Source organism: Vibrio sp. Y58_MX_L22 (genome assembly GCF_024181865.1).
GTDB classification, from domain to species: Bacteria; Pseudomonadota; Gammaproteobacteria; order Enterobacterales; family Vibrionaceae; genus Vibrio; species Vibrio alginolyticus.
In genome coordinates this window covers 359,441-373,652 of sequence record NZ_JAMZAN010000004.1, presented here as the reverse complement: position 1 = coordinate 373,652, position 14,212 = coordinate 359,441, and the positions used below count along the sequence as shown (strand labels likewise).

19 protein-coding genes are annotated in these 14,212 nt (G+C 43.0%); 2 read left to right on the top strand and 17 right to left on the bottom strand.

The annotated features are described in order from the left end of the window. Positions 1-6: 6 nt before the first annotated feature. The 17 genes from NL626_RS12335 to NL626_RS12255 form a co-directional block, all read right to left on the bottom strand. Complete coding sequence (locus NL626_RS12335) at positions 7-453, bottom strand: type III secretion system chaperone (RefSeq protein WP_054576980.1); 447 nt, start codon at positions 451-453, stop codon at positions 7-9. Between the two features lie 255 nt (positions 454-708). Further along, positions 709-1,872, bottom strand: coding sequence for a VopS family T3SS effector adenosine monophosphate-protein transferase (locus NL626_RS12330; RefSeq protein WP_154204538.1), 1,164 nt, complete (start codon positions 1,870-1,872; stop codon positions 709-711). Between the two features lie 3 nt (positions 1,873-1,875). Then, positions 1,876-2,307: a type III secretion system chaperone gene (locus NL626_RS12325; RefSeq protein ID WP_025768117.1), complete on the bottom strand. Its 432-nt coding sequence runs from the start codon at positions 2,305-2,307 to the stop codon at positions 1,876-1,878. 185 nt (positions 2,308-2,492) lie between these two features. Further along, positions 2,493-3,131: an HrpE/YscL family type III secretion apparatus protein gene (locus NL626_RS12320; protein ID WP_053307008.1), complete on the bottom strand. Its 639-nt coding sequence runs from the start codon at positions 3,129-3,131 to the stop codon at positions 2,493-2,495. Beyond that, the gene (gene vscK, locus NL626_RS12315; RefSeq protein ID WP_054728547.1) at positions 3,110-3,775 is read right to left on the bottom strand and encodes a SctK family type III secretion system sorting platform protein VscK; all 666 of its coding nucleotides are present in this window, start codon (positions 3,773-3,775) and stop codon (positions 3,110-3,112) included. The genes NL626_RS12320 and vscK overlap by 22 nt, the downstream gene beginning before the upstream one ends. Then, positions 3,768-4,514, bottom strand: a complete 747-nt coding sequence (sctJ, locus tag NL626_RS12310; protein ID WP_086012989.1) for a type III secretion system inner membrane ring lipoprotein SctJ — start codon at positions 4,512-4,514, stop codon at positions 3,768-3,770. Before sctJ ends, vscK begins: the two co-directional genes overlap by 8 nt. Beyond that, positions 4,514-4,858, bottom strand: a complete 345-nt coding sequence (sctI, locus tag NL626_RS12305) for a type III secretion system inner rod subunit SctI (RefSeq protein WP_005387149.1) — start codon at positions 4,856-4,858, stop codon at positions 4,514-4,516. Before sctI ends, sctJ begins: the two co-directional genes overlap by 1 nt. Positions 4,859-4,866: 8 nt before the next feature. Further along, on the bottom strand, positions 4,867-5,502 hold the full coding sequence (locus tag NL626_RS12300) for a YopR family T3SS polymerization control protein (RefSeq protein WP_017821342.1): 636 nt from the start codon (positions 5,500-5,502) through the stop codon (positions 4,867-4,869). Beyond that, positions 5,499-5,858 (bottom strand): YscG family type III secretion system chaperone, encoded by a 360-nt coding sequence (locus tag NL626_RS12295; protein WP_005377200.1) that lies wholly within the window; start codon positions 5,856-5,858, stop codon positions 5,499-5,501. The genes NL626_RS12300 and NL626_RS12295 overlap by 4 nt, the downstream gene beginning before the upstream one ends. 3 nt (positions 5,859-5,861) lie before the next feature. Further along, positions 5,862-6,110 (bottom strand): type III secretion system needle filament subunit SctF, encoded by a 249-nt coding sequence (gene sctF / locus NL626_RS12290; protein ID WP_005377199.1) that lies wholly within the window; start codon positions 6,108-6,110, stop codon positions 5,862-5,864. Between the two features lie 18 nt (positions 6,111-6,128). Then, complete coding sequence (locus NL626_RS12285) at positions 6,129-6,332, bottom strand: EscE/YscE/SsaE family type III secretion system needle protein co-chaperone (RefSeq protein ID WP_253657402.1); 204 nt, start codon at positions 6,330-6,332, stop codon at positions 6,129-6,131. Then, positions 6,319-7,620 carry a type III secretion system inner membrane ring subunit SctD gene (gene sctD / locus NL626_RS12280; RefSeq protein ID WP_017821344.1) on the bottom strand — a complete coding sequence of 434 codons (1,302 nt, stop codon included), beginning with the start codon at positions 7,618-7,620 and terminating at the stop codon, positions 6,319-6,321. The genes NL626_RS12285 and sctD overlap by 14 nt, the downstream gene beginning before the upstream one ends. A gap of 5 nt (positions 7,621-7,625) precedes the next feature. Next, the gene (sctC, locus tag NL626_RS12275) at positions 7,626-9,509 is read right to left on the bottom strand and encodes a type III secretion system outer membrane ring subunit SctC (protein WP_253657422.1); all 1,884 of its coding nucleotides are present in this window, start codon (positions 9,507-9,509) and stop codon (positions 7,626-7,628) included. Further along, positions 9,497-9,925, bottom strand: a complete 429-nt coding sequence (locus NL626_RS12270) for a YscB family type III secretion system chaperone (protein WP_171344943.1) — start codon at positions 9,923-9,925, stop codon at positions 9,497-9,499. Before NL626_RS12270 ends, sctC begins: the two co-directional genes overlap by 13 nt. A gap of 12 nt (positions 9,926-9,937) precedes the next feature. Beyond that, positions 9,938-10,918, bottom strand: coding sequence for a T3SS regulon anti-activator ExsD domain-containing protein (locus NL626_RS12265; protein ID WP_253657401.1), 981 nt, complete (start codon positions 10,916-10,918; stop codon positions 9,938-9,940). 148 nt (positions 10,919-11,066) lie between these two features. After that, positions 11,067-11,927, bottom strand: a complete 861-nt coding sequence (locus NL626_RS12260) for a helix-turn-helix transcriptional regulator (protein WP_253657400.1) — start codon at positions 11,925-11,927, stop codon at positions 11,067-11,069. A gap of 609 nt (positions 11,928-12,536) precedes the next feature. After that, complete coding sequence (locus NL626_RS12255; protein ID WP_253657399.1) at positions 12,537-12,950, bottom strand: YscW family type III secretion system pilotin; 414 nt, start codon at positions 12,948-12,950, stop codon at positions 12,537-12,539. A 388-nt stretch (positions 12,951-13,338) separates the two neighbouring features. On the opposite strand from NL626_RS12255, the gene exsC reads away from it, so the two are divergent. Both exsC and exsE2 read left to right on the top strand, forming a co-directional pair. Continuing rightward, positions 13,339-13,785: a type III secretion system regulatory chaperone ExsC gene (gene exsC, locus NL626_RS12250; RefSeq protein ID WP_005377174.1), complete on the top strand. Its 447-nt coding sequence runs from the start codon at positions 13,339-13,341 to the stop codon at positions 13,783-13,785. Positions 13,786-13,793: 8 nt separating this feature from the next. Further along, positions 13,794-14,099, top strand: coding sequence for a T3SS regulon translocated regulator ExsE2 (gene exsE2, locus NL626_RS12245; RefSeq protein ID WP_005377171.1), 306 nt, complete (start codon positions 13,794-13,796; stop codon positions 14,097-14,099). Positions 14,100-14,212: the final 113 nt, after the last annotated feature.

The following is a 14,212-nucleotide window of genomic DNA, read 5'->3' as shown; positions in this document are numbered from 1 at the left end:
GATGCCTTAAACTTGAATAAATGCGTGTACGTCTGTTTGGCTAAAATCTACAACCGTGTTGTTTTGAAATAACTGTACCCAAGTATCAACTAATTCATTCAACTGAATGATTAAGTTAGCAATGTTGGTGAGTTCACTTCCAGCCGCGATAGCAACTTGAAGAACAACGTCTTTGCGTGTTGGATTCACACAAAACTGCACACCACCTGTTTCTCGATACAAAAAGTTGTATTCAAGTAAAACTTGAAGTTTATCTAGCGTAATATCATCTTGTTCTATAAGCAGGTTTTTGGAAATCAATAACTCGCCTTTTTCCTCTACGAGCAGAACATCGACACTGTTGTTTTCAGCAAAATGCAGTGACCACATTTGATCGTCATACGCTGTCACGCGCTCAAGGTTCAGCACTTCTCCTAGCTCAGAGAGAAGCATATTAATCTTTCCTGTATCCATGTTGTGTCCTGTCTAATTTATTATAACTAAGTGACATCGATATATTTGTTTCAGCGAAGCCACTTGGGTATAACGGCTCATTTAAATAAGCGAATAAGGATAAAAGAGATTTTATGGCGAGATAGAAACCGACACTTTATTTCAACGTCTCATTTTTATTGCTATTAGCCGTTTTATTGAGAAGAAAAATTAAGGTTAAGCTGGAAAATAAAAGAGCGGCAATCGCCGCTCCAAAAATTAAATAGAAGTAAAAAATCACTTAATACCGTGAAGGCTATTTTCTGCATCCATAGCTAAAGGATTGAACGAGTCGTTACGAAGTTCTGCTATCGCGTATAGCATGCGCCCCATGCGACCATTTCCATCGGTAAAGCCATGGTACCCGATAACTCCGGCGAACAAATGTTTACCTAAGTCTTTATCTTCTACAGGGTTCTCTTTCAAAAAGCCTTCAATGTGCTGCTTTAACATGCCCTCACCGCCAATACTTGAAGGCAAAGTACCACCCGAAATATTTGGCCCTCGGTAATCACGCTCAACATTAGGCACCAATCGAGCGTGTAGCTCTTTTAGGTTTTCCATATTCAATAAATCTTTACCATTAGACGCGTATTCTTTCAGTAAAGACGTAATATTTTCGGCATCGTTTCCTTTAGAGTTAGAAGCATTAATGATCCACGCCGCAGCTCTTTCAACATTATTGGTTACGCCACTTTTGTTAAACACGTCCTCTGCCAGTCCTTCAGCGTATACACCTTGGCTTAGATCGGTGCTTGCTAGACCTTCGATATGACGTTGCGCCGATTTAAGATGCATCACCTCCATATCAAACACCGCTTGCATTTGATTGATGCTACCTGCTGGATTTTTCTGCGCTGCAGATATACCACCGCCGTAGTCCTTTACTACACGTCCAGCAAGCGACTTCGCTGCACTTTCGCCAATCAGTGACGTGAGGTTTTTACCAGAATCGGTTTCTAACATTGCCTCTGTCATCGCTCGCTCTGCTAACTGGTTTAGCTCAGCAGAGTTCGACTGAACTGATTTACTGTCTAACTTCGCAAAGGCATTTAAGACATCTGATGCGGTTTTTATGCTTCCATCTTTGAAGAACATTTGTCCATGCTCAACAGAAGAAGCAGCTTGTAAACGCTGAGCTTGTCCTTGCTCATTATCAAATACGGCTTTTGTAAGGGCTTTCGCCACCGATTGTGGGCTACCTTCGCGAAACAGTTTTCCTGTCGCTTCAAAAAATCGCGCTACTGCACCATTCGTAGGATTGGCGCGAGTAAATTCTTGGGTCGCTGCGTTGATTTGGTATTCTTTGCCACCAATACTCAGCTTACCTTCGTTAAGTATCTCGTTACGAGCTTGCGGCATGGCGGCCTGCAACGCGCTAACACTTCCAAAACTGATCATGTTTTAAACCCTTAATGTGGAAAAATGAGTGGTATTCGTTTCCGGTACTTCGGTTGTTTTATTGGTTACTTCTTGTGTATTCGCACTTTTTAACCACTCGATGAAATTCGCAAATGACTCATCGAAAAAAGATGCAGTTAGCAGTTGCTGAGGCAGGTGTATGAAACCGATATATCCGGTCTCTTCCTCCCAGCATACCGCTGGAGAGCCTTGCGTTAAGGCACCTTTCATATGTTGATGCAAAATATCAGCACTCGGTTCATCACCTGAAATCAGCCCGATAAGCGTCACACGATCTTCTTGTGCACGAATAGTGATTGCTGTGTTTTGCTCAACGAGTAGATGGCAACAATCATCTTCATCAAAAACCAACGGCTCCAATTGGCAGCGGCTGGCAAAATCTGTCAGTAAAGAAGTTATAAATCCATTAGCCATTCGACTAAATAATCCTATTTTTGTTGTTTTAGAGGCGCTGCTTGGTTGCAACACTTATCAACTAAGCAGCTTTCTTAGGTGTATTCTTAAGGATTTATGGCAGTGAATATTTTAGAAATGGTCGGATTTTTTTTGTTTAAAGGCATTAAAATGAAAAAACTCAGCAAGTGCTGAGTTTTTAAGGTTTATTCATGAATCGTAATTTTACGCTCGCTGAGCTGCTTCACCATGGCTTGCTTTAATGCATGCAGCTGTCCATCAATACTGGCGTCGATGATCCCAACTTCTGTTTCCAAAATGCAGCCTCCATTTTTCAAGCGCGCATCTGCTACCACGTCAACGTAACCGACTTCAGGGAAATCACTTAATACACCAGCCACCTTTTCCCTCACCTCAACAACCTGCTCTGGGTGGACATGTAAAATGACCTGCTTTTGGTTGCTCACCAGTTGCAACGCTTCTCGAACTACACTCACCGTGGTATCGACATCATCGAAGGTATCGATGATCTTACGTACTGCTTCTAACACCACATCTGTCATTTTTTCTTCGACTTGCTGATAGTAGTCATTACAACGTGCTAAGGTTTCAACCATCGTTTGCGCATTTTCAATCTTGGCTTGTGCAAGGCCATCTTGATAACCACGTTGTTTTTCGGTTTCGTAGGCTTGTTGGGCATTAGCAATGATGCTCTCAGCTTTGGAGTTCGCGGCTTCAACTAAGTGTTGCGAATCCAGATAACTGGCATAATCTTTCGCTTTCAGCACCTTTAAGCCAGGTGCCAGCTGCAAATTGTCTGTTTTTATTTCAACAAATGAAACCATTGAGGAATAACCTGTTTTGCGATTTTTTTTGTGAGTCGATACGCCAGATCTCGTTGATCCGCTTCCAACCAGTTAGCTGTTTCCGCGTTTTCGCTAAGTTGCTTTTCTAATTTGAATTGCCAACGAAGAACAACATCTTCTGGTGAGTTAATCAAAATAAACCTCATCCAAAAATATCCTAGCGCCCTCATGCTTGCTTCAACAGACCTTTCATCCAATAGTTCTGGTAACGAACGCTGCCAGCCTTGCGGCCAGCTGGATAACAGCATCGGCCCGTTTTGAATTAAGAACCGAGCGCCTTCCAAACCAAATACGTTGTTCAGAACCTGTTTAGGATGTTTTAAGACAACGCTTCGCATCGCAACGCAATGCAAAGCTCCACCCACCATCAATACGAGTTGATTCAACGCGTCTGTCGGGAGCAATGCCAAACTATGACAAGGTCTGTTAAAAGCCGTCTCAGGAACGGGAGATAGCGCCCACTCATTGATACACCACTGGTTGAACATGGGGTTATCTCTCCAGCCTTCGATATTTAGTAACCAAGGCTGCTTTTGCTCTATCCAACTTCTATGGATGTACTGGCAAGGCGCATAGTTAAACTGGTGTTGTACCTGCGCGAGTGGTGTTTCTGGTTTAACCACGCTTCGTGTTCCTACGACACCATGTAAAGGTAGCGATATTCGAGCCGATGAGTGCCGCTACCAAGAACACCAAAATGGCGATAAGATTATTCGCCGTCTCTTTGGTGACCTGAACCGACAAAATGCTTTTAAATTGATTGTTTTGAGTAGCAACTCGAACCTCTGATGAGGGTACCATCACTACGCTGATTCGATCGTAGTTCAGCCCCTCAATGCTATTGTTCACTAATAATTTGATCTGCGGAACATATGAATCAAGCGCAATATCTGCTGCGTGTTTAATAAATACGGAGGCAGAAGCTGGAGTTGGGCGCTCTCCTGGACGCAGATCTTGATCTTCCAAAACAACATGAACACGTGCCACCAGCACGCCATCAATCTGAGATAAGGTTGACGAGAGCTCTTGAGATTTCGCGTACACCAAACGGGCTCGTTCTGCTAATGGTGACGAGATCAAATCGTCTTTAGGAAACACCTCTTTCAGTGTAGAAAACTGCTCTCTTGGATAACCTTTTCGCTTTAGCGCATCTACCGCGAAGGCGATTTGAGAACTGTCTACCATTAACTTGACGGTGTTGTCTTTGTCAGGTTCTTTTGTTGCAACGACACCTTCGGATAGTAAGATCGACAACATCTCATTACCCTCTTTCTGAGTAACGTTGGTGTATAGCTCGGTCTGACAACCTACCAGAAACAACGTGAGCATGATGAAAACTGCTCTCATTTTATTCATCATCACTATTGTGCCTTCAATAAGGTTTCTACGTTTTGTGTGGTTTTACCCACGGTTTTCGCGATCAGCTCTTCTTGAAAAGTAATGCGTGTCAGCGCCCACTGCATTTGCAGTAATTGCGCCGGATCATCACCCACCATCTTCATGTTGTCTTGCAGGTTACTTTTCGCGTTATCGATAGTGTTTTTCAACTCGCTGATGTTTTCTAGCAAACCTCCCTCCAGGCCATTACTTGCCTCGGGAACCGACATGGCTTGCTCAAAACGTTCGCTTAAACCGTCTTCGACTTGCGCATCCTGCAACTTATCAATGTTGGTTTGCATCACCTCGGTGTACTGCGTGTTTATCATATGTACTCCTAAGATAAATCTAACTTGTGACTGTGAGTCATGATGTTTTTCACCATCGCATTTTTTTGGATCATGAAGCTAAGTTCATCACGAACCATGTCCAGTGTTGATGCCATATCAGGTAACGACTTCAACTCTGCCCAGCAATGCCATAAGGCTTGTTCTTTCTGGGCACCCAGTGGAAAATGCTGCGCTAGCATTGCTTTTAGTGCTGTTTTATCAGCAGGTGGTTCGGCAATAAGCTGTCCCGAAAAACTCCCTAGTAACTCCTGCTTCAACACCTTTAACAAATCAGATTGTGGCTGCTCGTTGCCTTTTGCACTCTTCGCCTCATGAAAGGCGTACCACATTGCCTCTCGTTTAACTTGAGGGTCGGAAAACGCTTCATTTAACGATGATAAGACACTTTGTTTACTGACAACCTCTGCGTCTTTTAATGATTCGTACCACGCTTTAATCTCCGCCAGTTTCGCTTCTGTTTTCTCTAGCGTCTCTTTTGGAGAAACATGTGAAACTTGCTCTTGCTTGTCACTTCGCTCCATGAGTGCTTTCATCTTGTCTTCATCGCTCCGCTCATAATGGCGCGACTCCGACTGACGCAAAGATTGGTGTTGAAGACTTAGGTTGCTTGAATCAATGATCATCCAAGATTCCTAATGTCCTGAGAAAAGCTCGCAGCAAATGCTTGGCTTTCTTCGCTTCCTTGTGACGCAAGTTCTACCCAGCTTTCCGCTTTGCTCAGTAAACCGGCTTTGGCCGAAGCAAGAGCCGCTAAGCTGATCAGATCTGGATAGGCATTACAAAGTGGTTCGAGTAATTGATGAGCCTCTTCATACAAGCCTTTATTCATGAGGCTCATTGCACGAATCATCGCAACGGTCTCTTCAGAACCTGAGCTTGCTTCAAGGCCATCTGCAATCGTGTTGGCTTCTTGATGACGATGCATACCTGTTGCCATCAGCGCGATTTCAGCCAGCAGTTGGCGCGTTTCTCGTTCCATGCTTTACACCTTCTGGAGAATCGACTGCATCACATCTTTAATCGCACGAGTCGTGGTCGCATTGATATTGTAAACAACAGACCATTTGTTGATCGCGTGCTGAAGCTCGGCAAGCTTTGATGGATCATCGGCATTGGTTTCTAGGTTCTTGATGGCTGCCGTCACTTCTGTGTTAGCATCTTTCGCTTGTTGTTCTAACTTAGCTTTAACATCATCAAGGTTTACACTGTTACTAGCATCGTAAAATGACATAAGACTTCCTCGTATTTTTTAGTTAGCTTCGTATGATTCAACGACCGCATAGGCGGCTGTGTAAGCTTCATACTGTTTGAGTAGCAATTGGTACTGCTGTGGTGAGCACCCTAAATCCAACTGACGTTTCACCACCGCTTGTGCTTCTAAGAGCTTGCTCTTAATCTTGTGCGCTTCCGCACCGTTTGTGTCGTTATTTAAAATTTGTTCAAGATTTGTCATTGTTCGTCTCGCCTTCATATCCGAGTTCTATTGTTATCACCCGCCCGCCTTTAACCAACTCAATACCAGCAGGTGTAACACTGGATATTCGGTAGCCCTGAGGCGTTCTTGCACCGACCATATAGCGAACGTTATCGGTCAGAATCACATATGGAACCTGGCCAAAGTTAACGCTACGAAACGGGAAATCGATGTTGGTACCTTTACTCACCTTAGGTATGGATTTCAAAACTAAGTACGGTTTCTCACCATATTGTTCCCGGAAGTCTCGGGTCACACCGTAAAATCGAGTCGTTTCGATATCATCAAGCTCACCACGAACCTCGATGCGATCACCGCTGGTGACCAACTGGACTTTTTTCAGTAGCTCCGCATCCGTCAATAACGCTTTTAGCGTATCCATGTAGGCACCCGCTCGCTGCAGTTCAACCTTCCACGCAACAAGACCAGGCACGTCTCGCTCCAAGATTTGTTCAACTTGGTTCCAGCGGCTTGCATCATCGATATAGCCCGTCAGCAGCAGTGTGCCGGTCTCATCACCATTTTCGACTTTCACTTGGTGATAGCCGAGGTTGCGCAAAATAAATCGAACCCCGCGACGGATTTCTTCCATCGTTCTTAAGTCACTTTTGTAATTGATGCCCAATACATCAATTCGACCAAGCAGATCGAGTTTCTGTGTTCGGTCTTCAACATAGCCCTCTAAGACTGCTTGGCGTGCGGCGGCATTCCATTCCACACGAACGTCGCTAAGTTTGAGCTCGCCTAAGATGTTACGTACCAAAACAATGGGTTCTGCTTCTGTAACAATTTCATTGTTGTTTCCGTTAGCTTGGCTGTACCACATACCGGCAAAAATGACACTCGGGACAAAACTACAGAGCAAAGCGATGAGCGTTGTTTTTTTCCAGCTAGAGCGTTGCACAGCAACCACAGGTGTATTCTGTTGGCTAGATTCGTCGCTGACGTTACTCACAATTAACGCATCTTCCGCGTATCCCAGAGCGAACTTCACAACGCCGACCGAGACAACAGCATGGCGTGACAACTCGATACCATCACCTGCAACAGCGATGTCTTCACTGTTAATATTTGCCTCTTCGCAGCCTCGTAAAATGACCGAGTCTTGCTGGCAAACGAGGGTGAAATGGTTCGCTTCGACCCCAGCATCAGACAGTACAAGATCAGCAATAAAGTCGTCACTGCCAAGCACGAGAGCACCTTCAGGTAAGGTGACTTCTACTCCGGTATGCACGCCTGATAAAATACGAATTTTCCATTGCTGCATCGCGGTTAAGACTCCTCTGAAGGGCGCACACACTCACTTTGTGAGTCATCACATTCCAATACTTTCACCCGCCAACCCTTTTGCCCTGTTGGTAATTGGCACTGCGTTAATTGAGACGACTTTTTCTGTGACAATAAGTCTTGTTGATAGCGCTCGGCCTGAACCCTCGATGTGCAGCTATATACTTCCACTACCGATTTAAATTCAGCGCTATTGTTGGAGATGTTGTTAAGCTTGCCGATACTTGGTCGCAAGTCATATTCGTTGCCAATCAACACACTATCGCCAATACCATCCACAACAATTCGAGGTTCTAAAATAAACATTCGTACTGTGCGGCGCTTAGTATTGGTATTACTTCTAAACAGCGCGCCTAAATATGGGATGTCTCCTAGTAATGGCACTTTACGTAACTGATGGCTCACTTCATCTCGGTACACACCACCGATAAGTAAGCTTTGCCCTTGTTTAACCGTCGCTAAGGTGCTGATTTCAGTTTTACGAACGGAAGGAAGATCATCGACGCCACCATCAGCGATCTTTGCACCGTCTTCGAGATGAAGGCTCAGGTTAATTTCAGGTCGTGCAGCAAATCTATCACCAACGATACGTGGGACAATTCTCAGTAACGTTCCATACGTGACCTCTTCCAGCGCTGCGGTTTCTTTACCAACCAGCTTGACGTAAAACGTGCTGCTGTTGTTCAGTACCGCTTCGACATTTTCCTGAGTTAACAATGTTGGTCTTGAAACCACTTGAGCACTGCCTTTGGATTCCAATAAACGAATTTGAGCCAGCAAGTAATTTAGGTTGGTTGAATCAAGCAAGGACTTAAAGTTCTGTCCACTGCCGAGCGTCACATCCCCCGAATTCACATCACCTGTTGTTTTGATATCGACAATGCGGTTGTTTCCGACAGACACTCCCGCTCGCCAATCCACGCCTAACTGACTTAAATCGTTGGCACTGATATCGACAATCGATAGCGCGACTTCAATTCTTGATTGCGGCTGGTCTAATTGCGCGACCAGTTTACGATAGAGCGGTAATCGTGCTTGAGTATCACGAACGATAATCGCATTAAGGCCCGGCTCTGCTTCAACTGTTGCGCCACCATGAACTGAGGCGGTTTTATTACTTTTTACAGGCTTATCTGGACTGGTAACTTCTTTGCTAGACGCACTCGCCACTTGCGTTTGAACACCAGACACGACCCGTTTTAACACCGATGCGATGCCCGGGACCGTAATTGTCTGATCTCGATATGCAATTTCTCTATCCGTTGCAGAAGCGTACTTCAAAGGAATTATCTCAACGAATAATTCGTCGGTTGAATTCGATTTCTGCAGCAAGCGCGTTTCCAATGCCTCCGCCGTTTGTACCACTAAGTCGACATAACGTGGAGGACCCGCAAGATAGACTAACCCTTTGCTCTCAGCCGCTCTCCAACCATAACGAGAATCCCAAACGCCGGTGGAAATTAACGTACTGCGTAGCTCTCTAGCCGTAAGTAATTCCAATTGAAGTAAACGTGAGCGAGTTTCTGTCGCCTTATAGACATGTAAGACGGCACCATCGAAATACCACATCAAGTTGTACACTTGCGATAAGTAATCGAGGAATTCCGCCGGATCTTCAGGGGTAAAACGCCCATTCACTCGATCGTTGACTTTGTCACTAACAGAAACCGAGACACGATAATTTGCACCGAAGTTATTCAACAACTCTTTTAATGAGTCGTTATCTGCATAGTAGCGGAACGGTTGTTCGGGCCAGTGTAAGTCTGTTGCTTGCGCGTATCCCAAAGGAACAACACTCACTGCGCATAACAATGCCTTTGTTGCAGCACGCCTAATGTTGGGAAAGATTTTTAGCATCATGGTAACCACACTGTATGGTTGATTGTGTGGTTCACACGTTCTTGTTCCAATAATGCAATGTAACGTTCGCATAGATTGACGTGCTTAGAAAGCAAAGCAGAGAACCGTTCCACCGAACAGTCCTCAACCCTTACTTTACTTTGCAAAATCAATTGCTGATCATCATTGGTTGTCAGTACGCTGCCATCCTCACGAATGGTTTTTAATGAGAGCTGCATGCAACGTTGTAACGCTTGTTCTTGTTGATAATCTAGATGCTCTTTAAACTGGAAGGGTAACGTCGCTTCCCATAAAATCCATGACGCATGTTGCTTGATGGTCAGTGATAACTGGTCAACCTCGATGTTGTAAGAACCATTTTCTGAGGCAATAAAATCCCCTACCTTTAGCGCTTCCGCTAAAGATTTCATCATCTTATCTAACATTTAACGCCCTATTTAGATCTGGCTGAGGTGATTGCAAGCCTGGCCGCACTGACCACTTTGAGTATCAAAATAGTAGTGATCGATATCACCAACAGTTTGCATGTTCTTGAACCATTGCCATACTTTCGCAACCGCATTTTGGTCGTTGTAAACCACATCGCATGCATCCCAAACTTCGTTCAGCTCAGGGGCTTCAAGTCGCACTTCCGAACACCAATTTTTCCACTCAGAAATAAATTGTTCGGTTGTAGAGGTGTACTCCGCGAACCCTTTCAGCTCGTCTAAAGACGGTTGCCACTTCTCAATTAACAAACGATGACATTCAATCACTTGCAACTGTTGTTCGCTTAACGTCCCAAGTTGCTTTTTAAGTTGATGCTGCTGGCTCTTAATGAGATCGAGTTGCTGTTGAACAAAGACGGCACTGGTGTCTTCCCCTGATAGCTTCGACCAATATTCCTTCTGAATATCGAGTTGATTGATAAGTTGTTCAACTTTAATCGAAGCATGAAGAGCACTTTGATCGACTTGTCGGTTAATCCACTCGTTGAGTGATAAATGGAAACAAAGCATCAACGTTTTTGGGACAGCCAAATTAAAGCGAAAGCCCAGACGAGAGTTGATGTAGTGCAGCCTTTGTTCGAACGTTGTGATTGTACTGCTATCACTGAGCTGCGATCCAATTTCCAAAAATAAACGCATGGCAAACCGGTCTATCGAAGCACCAAGTTTTTGATACGTTTTAACTAACTGGCTAGCGCATAGGCTATCGACGACATTTCTATCCAACAAGCGTTGAAGTAAAGATAACTGCTCATAATTTATGACGCCTTCACTCAACAATTGTCGGTGATTGACGTGCACAACATTGAGATCCTGCGTAGGTTTCGAGGCGCTTTCATAACGAGCTCCTCTTTGTAAAACAGTCACTTTCCGCTGTGTCACTATGCTGTCTGGAAAAAGCGAACGGCGTCGCCAATGCTGCTTTTTCATTTATGTTCGTCTCCGCACCCCTTTCGAACAATCCAGAAAGAAAGAGATGTAATAATTTTTAATCGTTCGTTGTTACACGATACATAATAGAATTTACACTGGTGAGTGACTTTCAAAATTAGTCAGAAAATTTTAGTCCCAAGTCATTTCATTTCGCGATAGCCACTTGATCGTCTCCCGAACGTACGCGGCTTGGGGTCGTTCCAAAACGACGACGGTAACTCTGCGTAAAGTAAGACTGGCTGGAAAACCCTGCCTCCATCGCCACATCTACGATGCTCATCTTGCTCGTCAACAGCAGTTTATGAGCATGCAGTAGTCGACGCTCACTGATCCAAGCTCTTGGAGAAATGCCATAGTGCTCATTAAAAAGCTCTTTAAAAGTGGTTAAGCTGGCACCAAACTCCTGCGCGTAGTCTGTCAACTTCCATTCTTTTAAGTAATGCAGTTCCATAAATCGACGTAACCGTTCCGACGTACGGTTTGTTTGTTGTGACAGCAACGCATACAGTGATTCTCCTCCTTTGCTGTGTAGCAAGAGAACGAGTAGTTCTTCGTATTTTAGGCACATAATGGCATCTGGGTACGCTTGTTGCTCAAGCGTCTGCATGCTGGAAAGCACTTGTTCAACGAGTATGTTCAAACCAAAAGTAAACAAACCAGAACAAACTTTGTCTACCTTAGGCAGCATCATCAAGAGATCACTGTGTTTTTGCAGCAACTGACTAACGAGTTCATTGTCGTAAGCAATAATCGACGCTTTGTATGCCCCATCTAGCGGAGAGTACTCTAACAAGTAATCTCCTTGGGATAGAAATACCCCATTTTCTGCAGCAACATCGATTGTGCAATCACCTGTTTGAACTCGAAGCTGACCATTGTGAACGACAACAATGTGAGACTGGTCTGAGTGAAATACTTCGTCAGATTTTTCATAGCAGGAAAAACTACGAATTTTTCGTGAACTCGAGTCGACCCTTTCTGAGTTTAGTTGGCCTGACACATCCATTTTCTACCCTTCATTATTTTGAGTTTCTCAGTGCAAATGTTGAGAAACTTTCAAAGCACTACTTTGATTGTTGTTATTTCTAAGTACTGCTGTATGAATTAAAGAAGCAAAGAAAAGAGCATAGAAGTTCTATCACTTACCATACCCCCCGAATAATTAGCGAATAACCCAAGCATTACCTTTACCTAAAGGTAAAAGTTTGACTTAGTAAATTTCTGCTGTCCGTCTTTATTATTTTTATCAGATAGCGTTTATCATTAGCCAAAACTTAAATATCATTTCGTTATTTAAGTTTGGTTGTTTTGTTATACATTAGAATACAATTAAATAGATTTCGGCATCGTTTCGAGAACAAAATTAAATTTCCAAAATCATAAAAATGTATGTTTTATAGCCTAAAACGCCAAGCCAACGTGTTCAAGGAGCGAGATATAATCATAAAAAATACTGTTTTTGCAACAAGTATGAGTCTAAAAAACAACTGACCCGATGACTTCAAAGTCATGTAATTAATGCTTATAAAAGACAACAAATCTTTCACAAAAGGAAAGATATGGTCTTTATTTTTATAAATTAGAAAATTCTAATAAAAATGTAGTACTTAAAATTTTATCTGTTTATTTTTGGAACAAGAATCAAGTTTTCTTGTTTATTTCCCTCTAAAAATAAATAGTTCTTTTCTTTTTCCGCAACGAGCTCACCGTTTGAATAAAGCTTTCCAATAATCTTCATTTTTCCTTCACCAGCTTGAATTGGTGCAATTAAAAACGAATACTGCACAGGCAACTGAACGCCTTGGTAGCTCTGAGATGCCGACTTAAGACATTGATTATCAATAACTTTACATATTTCCACTTCAAGAGAAGTAATCGAAGGTGGAAAGTAGCCGTCGACAGAAACCCAACCATAGACTGATGCCTGACTCTGTGTATCAAAGCCATCCACCCCATTGACGGATACAGTCTGACTGCACCCACTCAGTATGAACAACCCAATAAAACTGGCCCATATAGAATTGTTCATTATGACCCCATAAACTTATTTTATATAATCTAGCTCATTTGAAATTCACACAATTCTTTATGTAAAAATATAAAAGATCAACTTATATTTATACTACAAGCGGACAATAAATCGCATTTTTCAACAACACGTAGTTAACATGGACTGTAATTTCAAAAGCAGTTTCTGTTCTCTTTCATTCCTTCCTTAATTGAAGTTCATTAGAGAAAAGTGATATTCATATATATCATTACCATCGAGATATGCATCTGAACACATTTACTTTTTCCTTTCTATTTCTCTCAACACATTTAAAAGCCAAAATATAATAACAACCGACTAATATTGATAAACATGAAGAGATACATCTAATATTTTCCTTGATAAAATTTCAAAAGGGACTATTCCTATGTCAGCACGCCAAACTATCGATGAGATTTTGCTAAAGTTTGCTCATCAAATAGGCTTGCCTGCACTGCATCTAACGGAAAATGAAGTAAGCTTAGCCTTTGATGATAATCTAAGGGTGCATATCATCTTTCATCCTGAATCTACAACTCTGCAGCTCGAAGCTGAGATTGTTGGCCTTCAAATTGTAAATTCCGATCTCTATCGCTCTTTCTTGGCCTTTAATTATCACTGGCCTGAGCACCAGTTATTTTTTAGTTTAGATAACCACCGACATGTCCTATGTTTAAACCGACTCATTAACATTAGGCGACTGGATTACGAATATTTTGAAACAGCTTTAGCAGAATTGCTGACGCACAGCGAGTCGTGGGAAGCGTTATTGTCTTCTCATGTAACCATTGATGAGGCACCACCGATGCCACAAACTTTAGACTTGAGAGTTTAGGTGTCTTTATGTCCAATGACATCCAATCCACATACACCAATTCATCGGTTCATGACGTTCAACAAGCGCAGCAAAGTGATGCAGTGCCGCAAGGAACGTTTCATGGCCGTAAAGTCACCCTACTCTCCTCATCAGAAAGCAGTATGACGCGAACAAGCTCTAAAAGAGAGCTTGGTGAATGTTTAAATCAATTTGCCAGTCTCGAATCTTGCAATCGCGTTTTGGACTTTGATCCGCAACTCAATATTGACAAGCAAAACGCCGCCGTAGAAAAGCTTATGGAACGAAAAGTGGCGATAATTCAACGTTCCTGATATCACAATAAAAGCAGGTTAAACATCTAGGTTAACCTTCAGCCGACAAGCTCACGCTAATAAAAAACCCCGAAGATTCGGGGTTTTGATTCATACTGCTTTTTCTTTATTAA